We start from the raw sequence: 17,382 nt of genomic DNA, 5'->3' as shown, positions 1-17,382 counted from the left end.
ACCGGCATGACGGATGCCCAGGACGACGACGCGCGGGACGCAGCCCAGGACGACACGTTCCCCGACACCGGGCTCTCCGAGCGTGACCGCGCGATCCTCGCCCTGGAGCGCCGTGACTGGGTGACCGGTCCCGGCGCCAAGGAGCGGGCCGTGCGCGAGCAGCTCGGCCTGGTGCCGGTCCGCTATTACCAGCTCCTGAACGCCCTGCTCGACGATCCCCGCGCCCTCGCGCACGATCCGGTCACCGTCAACCGGCTTCGGCGGGTCAGGGAGTCCCGGCGCGGGGAGCGTTGAGCGTAGGGTCGGGCCCATGGGTGACCCTGTGTACTCGACGTCCTCTCCCGAGCTGCCCGAGCCCGTGACCCCCGCCGGGCGCGAGGGCCTCGCCGCGCTGCTCGCGCGCCCCGGAAAAGCCGTGATCGCGCTCGACTTCGACGGCACGCTCGCCCCGATCGTGCCCGACCCCGAGCAGGCCCGCGCCCACCCCGACGCCGTCCCCGCCCTCGCCGCGCTCGCGCCGAAGGTGTGTTCCGTCGCGGTCGTCACCGGGCGTCCCGCGGGTGTGGCGGTGCGGTACGGCGGGCTCGCGGGCGTGCCGGGCCTCGAGCACCTCGTCGTGCTCGGGCACTACGGCGCCGAGCGGTGGGACGCCGTCTCGTCCACCGTGCACGCGGCGGAGCCGCATCCCGGGGTGGCGGCCGTGCGGGCCGAACTGCCCGGATTCCTGGACACGATGGGCGCGTGGCGCGGTACGTGGATAGAGGAGAAGGGCCGTGCGGTCGCCGTCCACACGCGCCGTGCGGCCGATCCGCAGGCCGCCTTCGAGGCGCTGCGGGGCCCGCTGGCGGAGCTGGCGTCCCGCCACGGCCTCATCGTCGAACCGGGGCGTCTGGTCCTGGAGTTGCGGCCGCCGGGCATGGACAAGGGCGTGGCGCTCGCGGACTACGTGCGGGAGGTAGGGGCGGAGACGGTGCTCTACGCGGGCGACGACTTGGGCGACCTGCCTGCTTTCGCGGCCGTGGAGAAGCTCCGCTCCGACCAGGTGCGGGGGCTGCTTGTGTGCAGTGGCAGTGCGGAGGTCGCGGAGCTGGCCGAGCGGGCGGACTTGGTGGTGGACGGGCCGGGGGGTGTGGTGGAGCTGCTGGGAGCGGTTGCCGCAAGGCTGGCGTAGGGACTTTTTAGTCCCCAACCCCGCCCCTTCCCGAAAACCCGCTCTGGCGCGGGGGCCTTGCTTGCCGTCAATCACCGGCTCCGCCGAGTTCGTCCTCAAACGCCGGACGGGCTGAATTTTCAGCCCTCCGGCGATTGAGGAGCGGGGTCTGGGGCGGAGCCCCTGCGCGGCGCAGCCGCAAATGTCACAGCCGGGAAGGGGCGGGGTTGGGGAAAACTCAGGCCCTCAGCGCCCGCAGCTGGTCCAGGAACCACTGGGCCGGGGGGAGAGCCGTAGCCGCTGAAGCGAGACGCTTCGTACGCTCCGCTCGCTCACCCTCCGGCATCGTCAGCGCCGCGTGCAACGCGACAGCAGTCCCCGTGACGTCGTACGGGTTCACGACGACCGCATCCTCGCCCAGCTCCTCGTACGCCCCCGCCTCCCGCGACAGCACGAGGACGCACCCGTCGTCGGAGACGACCGGCACCTCCTTGGCGACCAGGTTCATCCCGTCCCGGATGGGATTCACCAGCGCCACGTCCGCCAGGCGGTACGCCGCGAGCGAGCGCGCGAAGTCGTCCTTCACGTGCAGGACGACCGGGGTCCAGCCCTCCACGCCGAAGCGGGAGTTGATCTCGTCGGCGACCCGCTGGACCTCCGCCGTGTAGTCGCGGTACACCGCGAGGTCCTGCCGCGAGGGGTACGCGAAGGCGACGTGCACCACCCGCTCCCGCCACTCCGGGCGGGACTCGAGCAGCTCCCGGTAGGCGAGCAGTCCCCGCACGATGTTCTTCGACAGCTCCGTACGGTCCACGCGGACGATCACCTTGCGGTCGCCGGAGCCCCCGATCTGCTCCCGCAGCGCGACAAGGCGCTCCTCCACGTCCGCCCGCCGCGACCGCTCCCGCAGGAAGTCCGCGTCCGCCCCGAGCCCGTGCACCCCGATCCGCGTGCCGGACGTACCGCCGAGGACGGCGACGCAGCACTCCGTGAACGCGTCCGCCCACCGGCCCGTCAGGAAGGCCGCGCGGTCGGCGCCCAGGATGCCGCGAAGGAGCTGCTCCGCGATGTCGTCCGGGAGCATCCGGAAGTAGTCCACCGGCGCCCACGGTGTGTGCGAGAAGTGGCCGATGCGCAGGTCGGGGCGCAGCTCGCGCAGCATCCCCGGCACCAGCGCCAGGTGGTAGTCCTGGACGAGGACCGCCGCGTCCGCTCCCGCGCTCTCCGCGAGCGCCTCGGCGAAGGCCCGGTTGTAGGTCTCGTACGCCGCCCACTGTGCCCGGAACTCCGGGCCGAAGGCCGGCTCCAGCGGCGTCTGGTAGAGCATGTGGTGGACGAACCACAGCACCGAGTTGGCGATCCCGTTGTACGCGTCGGCGTGCACCTGGGCATCGATGTCGAGCATCCGGACCCCGGGCTCGCCCACCCCGCGCCGCACGGCCTCCCGGTCGCCGTCGCCCAGCGCCGCGCAGACCCACAGGGCCGCGTCGTCGCCGTCGGAGCCGCCGATCGCGCTGAGCCCGGAGACGAGGCCGCCGCCGCCCCGCTTGGCCGTCAGTTCCCCGTTCTCCTCCAGGGCGTACGTGACGGGGCCGCGGTTGGACGCGACGAGGACCTGGGCGGAAGCGTGCTCGGAGACCATGTGGCGAACCTAGCCCCTGGGGCGGGGCCTCAAACACGTCCGAAGGGCCCTAGTCGAAGCTAGTCGCGCCTGCTCCTCGCAGCCGCCACCGCCAGCGCTCCCAGTGCGCACAGGGAGATCGCCAGACCCGCGTACAGCATCGTGTCCGAGTCGCTGCCCGACTTGGCCAGTTCCCCCCGGGGGACGGGCGCGCCCTGTTGTTCCGGTGGCGCGGGGTGCGCCTGCGTCCACCGGGCGATGTCCTCGGTGTGGCTGATCCTCGGACCGGTGCCGGCGTCCGCCGCGGCGGACGCGCCGAGTGCTCCTGCCGTGAGAGTGGCCGTCGCCAAGGCCACGGCACCGATCCGTAGCGCGCTTCCCCATGCTTGCGTGACCCACATAAGTGGGGAATGTAGACAAAATGCCCGGCTTTGGCGGTCACGCCACGCGGCGAGCCGTGTACTCCGCGATGCCGCCCATCGGCGGGCGCTCCTCGGTGTCCACCGAATGGGTCCGCGGCTCGAACCCCTGCGCGCCCCGTTCGAACTGGGTGAGCTCGGGGCGTACGAGATGGCCGCGCGCGAGCCGCAACTGCGCCGTCCGGTAGATCGCCGCCGCCATCCGGCCGAGCGCCTGCCCGTCCTGGTGCCGGTGCTTGCGCACCCCGACGTCGACCTGCGCGAGCGCGTCGAGACCCACGGTGTGCAGCGCGTCCACGAGGAGGCCGAGCTCCACCCCGTATCCGACGGGGAACGGCAGCCGCTCCAGGAGAGACCGGCGCGCCGCGTACTCGCCGCCCAACGGCTGGACGAATCCCGCGAGTTGGGGCCAGTGCATGTTGAGCAGCGGGCGCGCCATCAGCTCGGTCACCCGGCCGCCCTGGCCCGCGGTCTCACCCAGGGGGCGGTCGTACATCGCCTTCACGAACTGCACGTCGGGCTCGGTCAGGAGCGGGCCCACTGTGCCGGTGACGAAGTCCGCCGAGAACTCCCGCAGGTCCGCGTCGACGAACGCGACGATGTCACCGCCGGTCACCAGGAGCGAGCGCCACATGACCTCGCCCTTGCCGGGCACGGCCGGGATGCGCGGCAGGATCACGTCCCGGTGCACGACCCGCGCGCCCGCCTTCCGCGCGACCTCGGCCGTACGGTCCCGCGAGCCGGAGTCGATCACCACGAGCTCGTCCACGAGAGCGGCCTTCTCGACCAGCTCACGGCGGATCTCGGCGACGATCTCGCCGACCGTCCCCTCCTCGTCGAGCGCGGGCAGGACGACACTCACCGAGGCCCCCGACGCCCGCTTGGCGTCGACGAGTGCGCTGAGCGGACGGTCGGCAACGGACCAGGAACGCCTGGTCAGCCAGCGCTCGGCCTCTTCCAGCACGGGTGGCTCCTCCTGTGTGTGGCCTACATGTGATCCATCTCGCGGTTCGGACGACTATCTCAAGGGTCCAGGCCGTCGGTTACAGTCTTGAACAACGCCGATGACCATCGCATGCCGGGGTCATCGCGTCACAAATGCCCTGGGGCCCCAGAAGCCCCCGGCGCCATACCGCTCATCCAGAGGGGCAGAGGGATACGGCCCGTTGAAGCCCCGGCAACCATCCCGCCGACCGCGCACGCGAGGTCTCGGTGGGGAAGGTGCCAATTCCGTCTCGCGGCGAGATGCGTCGCGAGGAAGATGAGGAGAAAGGGCCTCGCCTCCATGGCTGCGCAGACTGTCGCAACGAACGACACCACCCCCTCGATCGACTCCACGTCCACGGGTTCCGTGGACCTCGGCCCCGCATCGGGCCTCTCGTGCCGCGAGTGCGGCGAGCTCTACGCCCTCGGCCCGATCTTCGCCTGTCAGGCCTGTTTCGGCCCGCTCGAAGTGGCGTACGACCTGCCGACCGGTGACCCCGAGGCCCTGCGGAAGCAGATCGAGTCCGGCCCCGACAACATCTGGCGCTACGCCCCGCTGCTGCCCGTCCCGGCCGACGTCGCCGAGAAGCCGAACATCAACCCCGGCTGGACCAAGCTCGTCAAGGCCGACAACCTCGCCCGTGAGCTCGGCGTCGAGCAGGGCAAGCTGTTCGTCAAGGACGACTCCGGCAACCCGACGCACTCCTTCAAGGACCGCGTCGTCGCCCAGGCCATCGAGGCCGCGCGCGCCTTCGGCTTCACCACGCTCTCCTGCTCCTCCACCGGCAACCTCGCGGGCGCCGTCGGCGCCGCAGCGGCCCGCGCCGGCTTCCGCTCCTGCGTGTTCATCCCGCACGACCTGGAGCAGGGCAAGGTCGTCATGGCCGCGGTCTACGGCGGCGAGCTCGTCGGCATTGAGGGCAACTACGACGACGTGAACCGCTTCTGCTCCGAGCTCATCGGCGACCCGCTGGGCGAGGGCTGGGGCTTCGTGAACGTGAACCTGCGGCCGTACTACGGCGAGGGTTCCAAGACCCTCGCGTACGAGATCTGCGAGCAGCTGGGGTGGGTCCTCCCCGACCAGCTGGTCATCCCGATCGCCTCCGGCTCGCAGCTCACGAAGATCGACAAGGGTCTGAAGGAGCTCATCGCGCTCGGCCTCGTCGAGGACAAGCCCTACAAGATCTTCGGCGCCCAGGCCGAGGGCTGCTCGCCGGTGTCCACCGCCTTCAAGGCCGGACACGACGTCGTGCGCCCCCAGAAGCCGAACACGATCGCCAAGTCGCTCGCCATCGGCAACCCCGCCGACGGGCCGTACGTCCTGGACATCGCGCGTCGCACGGGCGGTGCGGTGGAGGACGTGAACGACGAGCAGGTCGTCGAAGCGATCAAGCTGCTCGCGCGGACCGAGGGGATCTTCGCGGAGACCGCGGGCGGTGTGACGGTCGGCGTCACGAAGAAGCTGCTCGAGGCGGGGCTCATCGACCCGGCGCTCACCACGGTGGTGTTGAACACGGGTGACGGCCTCAAGACCCTCGACGCTGTTGCCGAGACGTCTCAGGCGACCGCGACGATCAAGCCCAGCCTTGAGGCGTTTCGCTCCGCGGGGCTTGCCGGTTAGCCGCCGTAGGGCCTGAGCCTTCCTTCCCTCTGCGGACCGTCGTGGCTGGTCGCGCAGTTCCCCGCGCCCCTTACGGGGCCCGCATACCCCGAGGTGAATCCCATGAGCGTGAACGTCCGTATCCCCACCATTCTTCGCACCTACACCGGCGGTCAGTCCGAGGTCGCCGCCGAGGGTGCGAACCTCTCCGAGGTCATCGCCGACCTGGAGGCCAAGCACGCCGGTATCGCGGCCCGTGTCCTGGACGACCAGGGCAAGCTGCGGCGCTTCGTGAACGTCTACGTGAACGACGACGACGTCCGCTTCGAGCAGGGTCTTGAGACCGCGACACCGGACGGCGCGGGCGTCTCGATCATCCCCGCCGTCGCGGGTGGCTGATCCTGGTTGATTCTTTAAGGAAATACCCTGCGTAATGGTCATTGCCCCCTCCGCGAGAGAAACGGAGGGGGCAATTCCATGTGGTTGAGCGCGGTACAGTTGGGAAGCGAGCTTCCCCGTTTGTGCCGAGCGCATATACGAAGTCGCCCCGAGGGCGACAAGAAGTAGCCAAAGTGCACTGCCCATTTGCCCTTCTCGTGGCATTTGTCTGGCCCGACTTGCCCTGAACTCCGGCGAATTCTCCGCATATTACCGATCAGGCGTGCCCAGAATTCTCGTCCGATTGACCTGTTGCAGAGGGCAGTTGGACAGATACATTCAGCCGCGGTCGACGCGTTCCGGCGCACGCCTCCACAACCCATTGGGGGGGTGAGGTCTGACCCGGGTCCGCGAAGTGCGGGTCCGTGCAAGGGCCAGTAATAGGGGAGTTAGGCATGGCTCAGGGCACCGTCAAGTGGTTCAACGCGGAGAAGGGGTACGGCTTCATCGCGGTCGACGGTGGTGCGGATGTTTTCGTCCACTACAGCGCGATTCAGATGGACGGCTACCGCACCCTTGAAGAAGGTCAGCGAGTGGAGTTCGAGATCTCGCAGGGCCAGAAGGGTCCGCAGGCGGACATGGTCAAGCTCGCCGTCTGATCTCGGCGCGATCGGCCAGCGAACTTAGCGAGTGACGAGGGGCCCGCATCCCGACAGGGGTGCGGGCCCCTCGTGCGTCCGCGGCGCACTCCTGGCCGCGCGCGCCCTCCCGCGTCCGGGATCCGCGAGAGGCGCTTGCACTCGTAGGGGTCGAGTGCTAATCATTGGGCTTAGCACTCTCCGAGTGAGAGTGACAGAACTTGGATCGGGTCGGTGAGGCCCGCAGGCCGGGTGGGGCAAGGAACCACAAGGCTTGCAGGCCGTCCGTCGCGGGCGCTGGCGCGATCCGGAAGCATGCCACCCCTGTCCGGGAGGACCACTTCACATGGCCAAGATCATCGCGTTCGACGAGGAGGCACGGCGCGGCCTCGAGCGCGGCATGAACCAGCTCGCCGACGCCGTCAAGGTGACCCTGGGCCCCAAGGGTCGCAACGTCGTCCTCGAGAAGAAGTGGGGTGCCCCCACGATCACCAACGATGGTGTTTCCATCGCCAAGGAGATCGAGCTCGAGGACCCGTACGAGAAGATCGGCGCCGAGCTGGTCAAGGAGGTCGCGAAGAAGACGGACGACGTCGCCGGTGACGGCACGACGACCGCGACCGTCCTGGCCCAGGCGCTGGTCCGCGAGGGCCTTCGCAACGTGGCCGCCGGTGCCAACCCGATGGCCCTCAAGCGCGGCATCGAGAAGGCCGTCGAGGCCGTCTCGGGCGCCCTGCTCGAGCAGGCCAAGGACGTGGAGACCAAGGAGCAGATCGCTTCGACCGCCTCCATCTCCGCCGCCGACACCCAGATCGGCGAGCTCATCGCCGAGGCGATGGACAAGGTCGGCAAGGAAGGCGTCATCACCGTCGAGGAGTCGCAGACCTTCGGGCTCGAGCTCGAGCTCACCGAGGGCATGCGCTTCGACAAGGGCTACATCTCGGCGTACTTCGCCACGGACATGGAGCGTATGGAGGCGTCGCTCGACGACCCGTACATCCTGATCGTGAACTCGAAGATCTCGAACGTGAAGGACCTCCTTCCGCTCCTCGAGAAGGTCATGCAGTCCGGCAAGCCGCTGCTGATCATCGCCGAGGACGTCGAGGGCGAGGCCCTGTCGACCCTGGTCGTCAACAAGATCCGTGGCACCTTCAAGTCCGTCGCCGTCAAGGCCCCGGGCTTCGGTGACCGCCGCAAGGCCATGCTCGGCGACATCGCCATCCTCACCGGTGGCACCGTCATCTCCGAGGAGGTCGGCCTCAAGCTGGAGAACGCCGGTCTCGACCTGCTCGGCCGCGCCCGCAAGGTCGTCATCACCAAGGACGAGACCACGATCGTCGACGGCTCCGGTGAGAGCGACCAGGTCCAGGGTCGCGTCAACCAGATCCGCGCCGAGATCGAGAACTCGGACAGCGACTACGACCGCGAGAAGCTGCAGGAACGCCTGGCGAAGCTCGCCGGCGGTGTTGCGGTCATCAAGGCCGGTGCCGCGACCGAGGTGGAGCTCAAGGAGCGCAAGCACCGCATCGAGGACGCCGTTCGCAACGCGAAGGCCGCCGTCGAAGAGGGCATCGTCGCCGGTGGTGGCGTGGCGCTCATCCAGGCCGCCGCTGTCTTCGAGAAGCTTGAGCTCGAGGGCGACGAGGCCACCGGTGCCGCCGCTGTGAAGCTGGCCCTCGAGGCCCCGCTGAAGCAGATCGCGGTCAACGCCGGCCTCGAGGGCGGTGTCGTCGTCGAGAAGGTGCGCAACCTGACCGTCGGCCACGGCCTGAACGCCGCGACCGGTGAGTACGTCGACATGATCGCCGAGGGCATCCTCGACCCGGCGAAGGTCACGCGCTCTGCCCTGCAGAACGCCGCGTCGATCGCCGCGCTGTTCCTCACCACCGAGGCCGTCATCGCCGACAAGCCGGAGAAGGCGGGCGCTGCCCCGGCCGGCGGCGGCATGCCGGGCGGTGACATGGACTTCTGATCGACCTCTGGTCGATCTGCGTCCTGTACGTACCGAGGGCGGCACTCCTTCTCACGAAGGGGTGCCGCCCTCGGGCGTTGCCAGGGCGTAGGCGATGCCCTCGTCCACGTCGGTCTCCAGGCCCTTGCGGAAGGCGGCCTCGTACGCCAAATCGCCGATGGCGTCGCGGACCCGGCGCTCGCAGGCCTGGCGGGCGGCCATCAGGTGGGGGCTGCCCATCTGCGCGACACCGCTGGAGCGCCACAGGACATCGGAGATGCCCAGAAGCCGCGCGGCCTGTTCGGGGTCGGCCATGGCCGAGGTCAGCGCGTCGATGCTCATGGCGGCCCCGAAGACGTCGTGCAGCCGCCACTTGATCGGCAGGGCGTCGCGGGCGTGGCGGACGGCCGACGCCGGGTCGCCGTTGCCGAGCGCGGCCCTGGACAGCAGGTAGAAGGCGAAGCTGAGCATCCACTGTTCGCCGTGCCGCTCGCACTCCCGGCGCAGGGTGTCGGCGCTCGTGGTGGCCAGGTCGAACTCGCCCAGCTGGAGATGGGCGTACACCACCGCGGAGAGCACGAAGAGCTTGACGGCGGGGGAGCCGCCGCCGCAGTCCGGCGAACCGGCCGTCGGTGCGAGAAGGCCGATCGTCCGCGCAGGGCGGCTGGTCAGGACCAGCTGGACCGCTTGGAGGTAGAGCGCGGCGTCGACCGCCGCCGGATCGTCGATCTGCTCCGCCAACGGCGTGCACTGCTCGGACAGCCGCCCGGAGGCCTCCAGGTCGCCCTGCATGAAGGCCACCGCTCCACACGCCCACAGGGCCCAGAAACGCCCCGGGCCGCAGCCAGGACCCGGAGCCTTGGCGAGGGCCCGGTCCAGGTAGTGGCGGCCCTCGCGCTGGAAGCCGCAGCAGAGCCAGAAGAACCACAGGCCGCCGGCCATCTCCAGGCTGTCGCGCGGGTCCGGCGACGCCAGGCAGCTTTCGAGCGCCGCGCGCAGGTTGGCGTGCTCCGCCGTGCAGCGCTCGTACCAGGCCACCTGGTCGGGGCCCGTCCACTCGCGACCGCCGGTGCGGGCCAGCCAGCGGTAGTAGTCCCGGTGCCGCTCCGCGAGGCGCTGTTCCTCGCCGAGCCGGCGCAGCCACTCCTGGCCGTACTCGCGGACGGTGTCCAGCATCGAGTACCGCGGGCCGCGCCTGGTCTTCACCGACCGCAGGAGCGACTTGTCCACGAGGGCCGACAGCAGCCCGCCGATCTGCCCGCTGCCGAGCGGGCCGCCGGCGCAGACCAGCTCGGCCGCCTCCTGCTCGAAGCCACCGGCGAAGACGCAGAGGCGGGCCCACGCCAACCGCTCCTGTGGGGTGCACAGTTCGTGGCTCCAGCCGATGGCCGTGCGCAGGGTCTGGTGCCGGGGTTCGCTCTCGCCGTGCCAAGGGCCGGGGGAGGGGGAGGGGGAGCCGAGCGTCTCGAAGCGGGCGTGCAGCCGCTGCCGCAGGGTGTCCAGATCCATCTCGGACAGGCGGGCGGCGGCCAGTTCGATGGCGAGGGGGATGCCCTCCAGATGCGCGCAGATGTCCGCCACCGCTGTGCCGTCCTCCTGCGTGACACCCGCGCGCTCCATGAACAGCCGCGCCGCGTCGGAGGGTTGGGCACCCAGGGTGTGCACGGGCAGCGGGGGCACGCTGATCGCGTGTTCGTCCCGGAGGGCCAGGGGGCGGCGGCTGGTGGCCAGGACGTGGACGTCCGGGGCCGCGGCGAGCAGGGTGCGTACGAAGTCGGCGCAGTCGGCGGCCAGATGCTCGCAGCAGTCCAGGATCAGGAGCAGCTTCTTGTCGGCCAGCCAGTCGGCCACCACCTCGAACGCGGGCCGGGTGCTCTGGTCGGCGAGCCGCAGGGCCTCGTACACGGCGAGCCCCATCAGGGCCGGTTCGCTCAGCTGCGCGAGACCGACCAGCCACACCCCGTCGGGAAAGCCGCCCCGCAGTCCGGCCCCGGCGCGCTGGGCCAGGCGGGTCTTGCCCACGCCGCCCACGCCCGTCAGCGTCACCAGGCGGGTGTCGGTCACGGCCTGTGCCACGGCCCGCAGTTCGGCCCCGCGACCGACGAAGCTCGTCGTCTCGTCCGGCAGGTTGCCGCCCTGTCGGCCTTGCCCGGATTCCCGCATGGTGGCCTCCCCGCCAGGACGCGCGGGCCACGACGGCCCCCATGGACCCCGCAGCCGCTGCGTGCCGCCAGGTGAGTCTGCTCTCTGTCATGGTCGGGGGCCCGGTGATGTCGCGAGATGCCCATTTCCGCGGAAGACCCGCTCGTCGGCCCGCATTTCGGCGTCAGGTCCGGTCATCTGTGGCCTACACCGATCAACCACCTCTGCGCCGGGCCGCGCGTGAGCCATAGTGTCCGCAGCCATCACGGAGCGTGCACATCGGGTGGGGCAGGGCCAGGACCGTCGGCGGGGCGGTGCCGGGAGGCAGACATGGGGAGATGGTGCGGCCGGGACCTCGTGCCGGCGCTCGCCCTGACGGTGAGCACCGCCCTCGCGGCCGTCGGCAGACCGACGGGGGTCGCCGTGCTGCTGATCGGCCCCCTCCTCGCCGGCGTGTGGTCGAGCACGCGACGCACCGCCGCGGTGGCCGGCTGGACGGTGCTGCTCGCGGCGGTGACCGGTGTCATGCGGCGCTCGGTGGGCACCCCGGGCTTCGCCCTGGAGTTCGCGGCGCTGACGGCGGGCGGGCTCCTCGCCGTCCGCAACGCCGCCCGGCACGCCGAACGGAAGGCGACGCTGGCCCGGGTCACCGAGGTGGCGCGCGCGTCACAGGGCGCGCTGCTGCAGCCCCTGGCGGCCGAGTTCGGCGGGGTCGAGGTGTGCACCCGGCAGCACAGTCCGGTGCGGGGCGCCTCGGTGTGCGGGGATCTGTACGACGTCGTCCACACGCCGTACGGCCCGCGGCTCTTCGTCGGGGACGTACGCGGCCACGGCCTGGAGACGCTGCGGACCACCGCGGCGACGATGAAGGCCTTCCGCGACCTGGCCTATGTCACCCCCTGCCTCGCCGACCTGGCCACGGCCCTGGACACCCGGCTCGCTCCCGGCCTGGAGCCCGAGGACTTCGTCACCGCCGTCCTCGCCGAGTTCGCGCCGGGCGAGGTCCGCCTGGTCAACTGCGGCCACCCGCCGCCCATCCGGGTGGGCAAGCAGGTCAGGCTTCTCGAACCCCCGCAGCCCGCACTCCCGTTGGGTCTGCGGACGGCTCCGGTGCCGCACCGCGTCTACCTCCAGCCGGGGGAGCGCCTCCTCTTCTACACCGACGGCCTGAGCGAGGCCCGCGACACAGAAGGCGAAGAGTTTCCGCTGCTCCCGCGCGCGGCCGAGGCGCTGGCCGAGCCGTCGGACGCCGACGCGCTCGACGCCCTGTACGCCATGGCCGTCATGCACACCGGCCGCCCGCTCACGGACGACGTCGTCCTCGTCCTGTGCCGGGCGGCCGGTGTCACCGAGGCGCCGCTCGCCGCGTGCCCCCGGGAGGGGATCAGTCCGGAAGCCGGGCCATGATCCAGGTGCAGAGTTCGTCGGTGACGAGGGTGTGGCCCTCGTTGTGGGTGGCGCAGAGGTACTCGTCGAGCTCGCTGTCCTCGGACTGCTCCGGGAACGGGTCGTGCAGCTTCTCCTGGGTGTCGATGTCCCGCAGGGCGACCGCGCTGACGGAGGGGACGAAGCAGTGCTCGCGGATCGTGGCCTCGGAGCCGAGGCCGATGATCGCGGGGATCTTGTTCAGCTCGTCGGCCAGGATGCCGAAGCCCTCCAGGGTGCCGCCGGGGGCACCGTCGATCTCGGGCAGGCCCGAGGTGTGGATCTGCGGTTTGCGCAGGGTCACCACCCGCAGCTGGGCGACGAGCTTCTCCTCGCCCGCGGGCTGCGTGTAGAGGTGGGTGCCGGTGATGGACAGGCCCTTGCCGTGGAACGCCCGTTCGCCGGGGCCGATCCCGTTGGCCACGCCGGTGCGCACGCCGTTGGCGACGCCGATCTTCCGCGGGCGCCTTGGCCAGCCGCCCACCCGCGCCAGCTCGGCGAGGAACTCGACGCGCTCCTTGTCGGTCGCCGGGGTGTCGTTCCACTCCGCGATGTGCTGCCACAGGAGCTGCCGCGCGGCCGGGCTGTTCATCTGGTTCGAGAAGGCTGCGTTGAGCCGCCGGATGTAGTGCGCGAACGACTGCAGCGCGATCGGGATCCAGGCACCGCGGTGCGGGCTGTCGAAGGAGAAGTACACCTCGGTCTCGTGGTCGACGCTCTCGTGCTCCATCTTGGCGAGCGCGTACCGCGTGACCAGGCCGCCCATGCTGAAACCGCCGACGGCCAGCGGGCGGTTGCCCGTGCGCCGCGCGATGGCCTCCTGGATCGCCGAGCGGGCCGCCTTGGCGTTGTCCAGGATCGAGGCGCTGCGCTCGTCGAAGCCGAGCAGGATGACGTCGTGGCCGCGCGTCCGCAGCTCACTGATGAACGGGTACGTTCGCCGCTCCAGGCCCTCCCAGAGGAAGTCGAGGTCGCTCGGCCCGGTGTTGAAGCCGTCGGCGAGGATCACCGGCTTGGTGAGCCCCTGCCCGGGGTCGGCGAGATACACCCAGGCCCTGCCTCCCGGCAGCGTCCACTCCTGGTCGGGGGCGGGAGCGGCCTCGGAGACCTCCCGGGGGCCGGGGGCCAGCGTGATGTTGGCCGCGGAGCCGAGAGCTTCGGCGATCTGCTGTTCGTCGGGCTGGCCGGTGTCGTTGGGCTCGGTCATGGATGGTCCCCTCCGGTGCGTCGGCCTCGATGACGGCAGGTGCCATCCTCGATACGCGGCGTAGGCACCGGAAGACGGCCACCGGGATTCCCCGGGCGGGCCGAGTCCTTTCGGACAGCGGGGCGTTGGCTGCTTTCGCCCGTGCCGCACGGGGGCCGGAGCAGGTCGGGACGGGGCGGAGGGCGGCCGCGGGCGCGGTACTCGGTCAAGGTGGGCGTGCCGCCGCCCGGGAAGTATGTCCCGAATGAGCACACCTTCGGGACCTTCGTGACCGTCGGTTTCCTCCGGCTCAGCGCACCGGGAAACCGAAGGTGTAGCCCTGCTGCTTGAGACGGGGGAGGAGCGTGCGCAGGGCTTCGACGGTCTGGGTGCGGTCGCCGCCGGCGTCGTGGAAGAGGAGCGTGGGCCCGCCCGGCAGCTCCCGCTCGACCGTGGCGACGATGGCGTCCGTGCCGGGGCGCTCGAAGTCCTTGGTGTCCACGTTCCAGCCGAGCGGACGCATGCCCCGCTCGGCGGCGAGCTTGCGGCTGTACGGGGTGAACGCCCCGCCGGGGGCCCGGTAGTACATCGGACGTACGCCGCCGGACGCCTTGGTGATCATGCGCTCGGCGTCCAGGATCTGCCGGGACTGGTAGGCCTTGGAGTCCTTGTCCATGCCGGTGTTGTGCGACACCGAGTGGTCGCACAGGCGGTGTCCGGCGGCGACGACCTTCTTGACCATGTCGGGGTGGGCCTCGGCCTGCGTGCCGACCATGCAGAACGTCGCCTTCACGTCGTACTCCGCGAGCACGTCGAGTACTTGGGGGGTCCAGACGGGGTCGGGGCCGTCGTCGATGGTGAGGTTGACGCCCTGCTTCCCCTTCTCGGAGGCGTGCGCGATGGTCGCCGAGACCGGCTTCACGGCGCTGGGCTTCTTGGCCGCCGGTGCTTCCTCCGAGGTGCCGGCCTGCGCGCTCCACACCCCCGCGCCGGTGGCGAGCAGCGTCACGCCGAGCGCCGCCCCGATCAACTTGCCGTACCAGCCACGTCCGCCGCTGTGCCGCGCCATCGTCCGCCCCTTCGCGTCCAGTCCCTCGCCGCTCCCCGGTCACGCGCGGCACCTGGCAGGACGAGGAACGGGGGCGCGAGGATGCACCGAGGAGAAGTCCGTTACGGATCACGGACAAACCCGGGGAAGTCCGCGGACAACTCGCCGCGGGCGGACGCACGTGGGTCAGACCTTGGCCGGCTCCGCCTCCGGGGTCGTCGGCCCGGAAGCCGTCGCCGGGGAGGCCGCGACGACCTGTTCGTGGGTGGTCGTGTCGGCGTTCAGGTCGACCAGCATCTGCTTGCTGAAGCCGAAGAAGTACGTCGTGAAGAAGCCCACGAGGTAGCCGACGAGCAGGCCGCCGCCGTAGATCGCGACCGTCAGGCCGAGGCCCTGGTTGCCGTCGAGGAGCGGGAAGAGGGCCCAGCCCGACGGGCCGATCGCCGTGGAGCCGACCTTGTCGCCGATCATCGAGAAGAAGCCGATGAACGCGCCGCCCGCCGCGCCGCCCACGCACGCCGTGACGAACGGACGGCCGAGCGGCAGCGAGACACCGTAGATCAGGGGCTCGCCCACGCCCAGGAAACCCGCGGGGAGCGCGGACTTGATCGTCGTACGGATCGAGGTGTTGTGGCGCAGCCGCTTGTAGACCGCGATCGCGCAGCCCACCTGACCCGCGCCCGCCATCGCCAGGATGGGGAGCAGGACCGTGAAGCCCTGCTGCTCGATGAGCGTGGTGTGGATGGGGATCAGCGCCTGGTGCAGGCCCAGCATGACGAGGGGCAGGAACAGGCCGCCCAGGACCAGGCCCGCGAACGCGCCCGTGTTGTCCAGGAGCCAGTTCGCCGCCGTGCCGATGCCCGTCGAGACCTCGCCCGCGAGGAACATCAGGCCGAAGATCGTGACCAGGCCGGAGAGCAGCACCGTGACGGTGGGGGTCACGAGGACGTCGAGCGCCTCGGGAACCCAGCGCCTGCACCACTTCTCGATGTACGTGGCGAGGACCGCCGCGCCGAGCGCGCCCAGTACACCGCCCTGGCCGGGGGAGAGCTTCTGGCCGAACGCCTCGATGTTCGCGACACCCGCGTACACGATGATCGCCGCGACCGCGCCGCCCAGGATCGGCGTACCGCCGAACTCCTTCGCCGTGTTGAAGCCCACGAACACCGCGATCAACGCCATGAACCCGGAGGCGATCGCCGCGAGCGCCGGAGTGATCGCGGGCAGCCACTCCAGGTTGACCAGGAGGCCGTTGATGCCCGCGATGATGCCGCAGCCGATGAGGGCCGGGATCAGCGGCACGAAGATGTTCGCGATGCGGCGCAGGAAGAGCTTGAAGGGGGTGGCGTTCTTCGCCTTGCGTGCCGCCCTCAGCGAGGCACCCTGCGCCGCCAACTCCTCGGCGGTGAGGGTGGGTTCGGCGGGCGCGGCCGGTTCGGCCGGCCTGCCCTCCGCCACCATGGCCTCGAACTCCGGGGTGACGCGGGCGACCGTGCCCGGACCGAGCACGATCTGGTACGTGTCGTCCTCGACCACGCCCATGACGGCGGGCAGCGCCTTCAGGGCCTCGTCGTCGACCAGCGAACGGTCGGCGAGGCCCAGGCGCAGGCGCGTCATGCAGTGGGCGATGGACGTGACGTTCTCGGCGCCGCCGACGAGGGGGAGGATCGCGGCGGCGGTGGCGCGGTTCTTGTCAGTTGCCATGGTGCGGGGTGCCTTGCTGTGCGTGCGGGTGGCGCTGTTCTTCAGCGGCTGGGGGAGGTCGGTCAGGTGGTACGGGGGGTGCTGGTCGTACGCGAGCTGTCGAGGGCTGACCTGAGGTGGCCGTCCGATGCGGTGAGCAGGTCCGCGGCCGTGGGGCCGTCGACTCCGCCGAGGATGGTGAGGATGGCGTTCTTCACCTCCCCGTCGGTGGCGGCGAGCGCGGCCTCGATCTCCTCGTCGGACGCGCCGGTGGCGAGGGAGACGATCCGGCGCGAGCGGGCGCGCAGCTTCTCGTTCGACGCGCGTACGTCCACCATCAGGTTTCCGTAGGTCTTGCCGAGGCGGATCATCGTGATCGTCGACAGCATGTTGAGGACGAGCTTCTGGGCCGTGCCCGCCTTCAGGCGGGTGGAGCCGGTGAGGAGTTCGGGGCCCACGACGACCTCGATGCCGTGGTCGGCCGCCGCCGCGAGAGCGCTGTCCGCGTTGCAGGAGAGGCCGATGGTGAGCGCGCCGCAGCGGGCCCGTGCGTGCTCGACCGCGCCGATCGCGTACGGGGTGCGGCCGGACGCCGAGACGCCGACGACCACGTCGTCCGCGGTGAGCCCGAGCCCGTCCAGGTCCTCGGCCGCGAGTTCCTTGCTGTCCTCCGCGCCCTCGACCGCCGTGACCATGGCGCTCGGGCCGCCCGCGATGAGGCCGACGACCTCGGCCGGGTCGGTGTTGAAGGTGGGCGGGCACTCGGAGGCGTCGAGCACCCCGAGGCGCCCGGCCGTCCCCGCGCCCGCGTAGATGAGCCGTCCGCCGCGGGCCATGCGCTCGGCGGTGCCGTCGATGGCGGCGGCGATGGCCGGGAGCTGCTCGGCGACGGCCGCGGGCACGGTGGCGTCCTCGCCGTTCATGATCTTCGCGATCTCCGCCGTGGGCAGCCGGTCGATCTCGGAGAGCTCGGGCCGGAACGCCTCCGTGGTGAGCGTGTCCAGCTGGGCGCGGAGTTCGCCGTAGGTGTCCCCGGATCCGCTTCCGGGGGCGGGGGAGTCCGTGGCGTCGGTGGTGGAGGTCATGAGGTGCGGCTCTTTCGTGTGCGGCGGGGGTGGTGGGGGTGGCGTGCAGGCGCGGATGCGGGCGTCAGGGGG

The 17,382-nt window shown here is 70.9% G+C and carries 15 protein-coding genes and 1 riboswitch; of the genes, 7 read left to right on the top strand and 8 right to left on the bottom strand.

Features of this window, described 5'->3' with window-relative positions:
• Positions 1-6 precede the first annotated feature (6 nt).
• Positions 7-294 (top strand): DUF3263 domain-containing protein, encoded by a 288-nt coding sequence (locus AB0M70_RS21160; RefSeq protein WP_365821498.1) that lies wholly within the window; start codon positions 7-9, stop codon positions 292-294.
• A 16-nt stretch (positions 295-310) separates the two neighbouring features.
• Positions 311-1,171 (top strand): trehalose-phosphatase, encoded by an 861-nt coding sequence (otsB, locus tag AB0M70_RS21155; RefSeq protein ID WP_365821497.1) that lies wholly within the window; start codon positions 311-313, stop codon positions 1,169-1,171.
• Positions 1,172-1,388: 217 nt separating this feature from the next.
• Here the strand turns inward: otsB and AB0M70_RS21150 are convergent, their stop codons facing one another.
• From AB0M70_RS21150 to AB0M70_RS21140, 3 genes are all read right to left on the bottom strand, one after another.
• Complete coding sequence (locus AB0M70_RS21150; RefSeq protein ID WP_365821496.1) at positions 1,389-2,792, bottom strand: trehalose-6-phosphate synthase; 1,404 nt, start codon at positions 2,790-2,792, stop codon at positions 1,389-1,391.
• 59 nt (positions 2,793-2,851) lie between these two features.
• Positions 2,852-3,127, bottom strand: coding sequence for a hypothetical protein (locus AB0M70_RS21145; RefSeq protein WP_365821495.1), 276 nt, complete (start codon positions 3,125-3,127; stop codon positions 2,852-2,854).
• Positions 3,128-3,209: 82 nt separating this feature from the next.
• Positions 3,210-4,154, bottom strand: coding sequence for a glucosyl-3-phosphoglycerate synthase (locus tag AB0M70_RS21140; RefSeq protein ID WP_365821494.1), 945 nt, complete (start codon positions 4,152-4,154; stop codon positions 3,210-3,212).
• 169 nt (positions 4,155-4,323) lie between these two features.
• A riboswitch (SAM riboswitch) is annotated at positions 4,324-4,458 on the top strand.
• Positions 4,459-4,475: 17 nt separating this feature from the next.
• Between AB0M70_RS21140 and thrC the strand changes: the two genes are divergently transcribed.
• The 4 genes from thrC (at position 4,476) to groL (ending at position 8,762) form a co-directional block, all read left to right on the top strand.
• On the top strand, positions 4,476-5,795 hold the full coding sequence (thrC, locus tag AB0M70_RS21135; protein ID WP_365821493.1) for a threonine synthase: 1,320 nt from the start codon (positions 4,476-4,478) through the stop codon (positions 5,793-5,795).
• 102 nt (positions 5,796-5,897) lie between these two features.
• Complete coding sequence (locus tag AB0M70_RS21130) at positions 5,898-6,173, top strand: MoaD/ThiS family protein (RefSeq protein WP_365821492.1); 276 nt, start codon at positions 5,898-5,900, stop codon at positions 6,171-6,173.
• A gap of 434 nt (positions 6,174-6,607) precedes the next feature.
• Positions 6,608-6,811 carry a cold-shock protein gene (locus AB0M70_RS21125; protein WP_005315736.1) on the top strand — a complete coding sequence of 68 codons (204 nt, stop codon included), beginning with the start codon at positions 6,608-6,610 and terminating at the stop codon, positions 6,809-6,811.
• A gap of 325 nt (positions 6,812-7,136) precedes the next feature.
• Entirely contained in the window at positions 7,137-8,762 is a 1,626-nt protein-coding gene (groL, locus tag AB0M70_RS21120; RefSeq protein ID WP_055551550.1) for a chaperonin GroEL, read from the top strand.
• 51 nt (positions 8,763-8,813) lie between these two features.
• Here groL and AB0M70_RS21115 read toward each other — a convergent pair whose 3' ends face one another.
• Entirely contained in the window at positions 8,814-10,904 is a 2,091-nt protein-coding gene (locus AB0M70_RS21115; protein WP_365821491.1) for a hypothetical protein, read from the bottom strand.
• Between the two features lie 309 nt (positions 10,905-11,213).
• Here AB0M70_RS21115 and AB0M70_RS21110 point away from each other — a divergent pair, with 309 nt between their 5' ends.
• Positions 11,214-12,290, top strand: a complete 1,077-nt coding sequence (locus AB0M70_RS21110) for a PP2C family protein-serine/threonine phosphatase (RefSeq protein WP_365821490.1) — start codon at positions 11,214-11,216, stop codon at positions 12,288-12,290.
• Here the strand turns inward: AB0M70_RS21110 and AB0M70_RS21105 are convergent.
• From AB0M70_RS21105 to murQ, 4 genes are all read right to left on the bottom strand, one after another.
• Positions 12,268-13,515, bottom strand: coding sequence for a hypothetical protein (locus AB0M70_RS21105; protein ID WP_365821489.1), 1,248 nt, complete (start codon positions 13,513-13,515; stop codon positions 12,268-12,270). The two genes, AB0M70_RS21110 and AB0M70_RS21105, sit on opposite strands and share 23 nt — an antisense overlap.
• 289 nt (positions 13,516-13,804) lie before the next feature.
• Complete coding sequence (locus tag AB0M70_RS21100; protein ID WP_365821488.1) at positions 13,805-14,563, bottom strand: polysaccharide deacetylase family protein; 759 nt, start codon at positions 14,561-14,563, stop codon at positions 13,805-13,807.
• Between the two features lie 165 nt (positions 14,564-14,728).
• The gene (locus AB0M70_RS21095) at positions 14,729-16,246 is read right to left on the bottom strand and encodes a PTS transporter subunit EIIC (RefSeq protein WP_365821487.1); all 1,518 of its coding nucleotides are present in this window, start codon (positions 16,244-16,246) and stop codon (positions 14,729-14,731) included.
• A gap of 62 nt (positions 16,247-16,308) precedes the next feature.
• Complete coding sequence (gene murQ / locus AB0M70_RS21090) at positions 16,309-17,310, bottom strand: N-acetylmuramic acid 6-phosphate etherase (RefSeq protein ID WP_365821486.1); 1,002 nt, start codon at positions 17,308-17,310, stop codon at positions 16,309-16,311.
• Positions 17,311-17,382: the final 72 nt, after the last annotated feature.

It is taken from the genome of Streptomyces sp. NPDC051214, from assembly GCF_040682375.1.
Taxonomy (GTDB): domain Bacteria; phylum Actinomycetota; class Actinomycetes; order Streptomycetales; family Streptomycetaceae; genus Streptomyces.
The sequence above is the reverse complement of the archived record's forward strand: the minus strand, read 5'-3'. Positions and strand labels throughout refer to the sequence as shown.

Excerpts from the sequence above, each read along its gene's own strand:
- AB0M70_RS21095 (WP_365821487.1), bottom strand. The coding sequence starts at position 16,246 with ATGGCAACTGACAAGAACCGCGCCACCGCCGCCGCGATCCTCCCCCTC.
- AB0M70_RS21100 (WP_365821488.1), bottom strand. The coding sequence starts at position 14,563 with ATGGCGCGGCACAGCGGCGGACGTGGCTGGTACGGCAAGTTGATCGGG.
- AB0M70_RS21125 (WP_005315736.1), top strand. The coding sequence starts at position 6,608 with ATGGCTCAGGGCACCGTCAAGTGGTTCAACGCGGAGAAGGGGTACGGC.
- AB0M70_RS21105 (WP_365821489.1), bottom strand. The coding sequence starts at position 13,515 with ATGACCGAGCCCAACGACACCGGCCAGCCCGACGAACAGCAGATCGCC.
- AB0M70_RS21130 (WP_365821492.1), top strand. The coding sequence starts at position 5,898 with ATGAGCGTGAACGTCCGTATCCCCACCATTCTTCGCACCTACACCGGC.
- AB0M70_RS21150 (WP_365821496.1), bottom strand. The coding sequence starts at position 2,792 with ATGGTCTCCGAGCACGCTTCCGCCCAGGTCCTCGTCGCGTCCAACCGC.
- AB0M70_RS21115 (WP_365821491.1), bottom strand. The coding sequence starts at position 10,904 with ATGCGGGAATCCGGGCAAGGCCGACAGGGCGGCAACCTGCCGGACGAG.
- murQ (WP_365821486.1), bottom strand. The coding sequence starts at position 17,310 with ATGACCTCCACCACCGACGCCACGGACTCCCCCGCCCCCGGAAGCGGA.
- otsB (WP_365821497.1), top strand. The coding sequence starts at position 311 with ATGGGTGACCCTGTGTACTCGACGTCCTCTCCCGAGCTGCCCGAGCCC.
- groL (WP_055551550.1), top strand. The coding sequence starts at position 7,137 with ATGGCCAAGATCATCGCGTTCGACGAGGAGGCACGGCGCGGCCTCGAG.
- thrC (WP_365821493.1), top strand. The coding sequence starts at position 4,476 with ATGGCTGCGCAGACTGTCGCAACGAACGACACCACCCCCTCGATCGAC.
- AB0M70_RS21160 (WP_365821498.1), top strand. The coding sequence starts at position 7 with ATGACGGATGCCCAGGACGACGACGCGCGGGACGCAGCCCAGGACGAC.
- AB0M70_RS21110 (WP_365821490.1), top strand. The coding sequence starts at position 11,214 with ATGGGGAGATGGTGCGGCCGGGACCTCGTGCCGGCGCTCGCCCTGACG.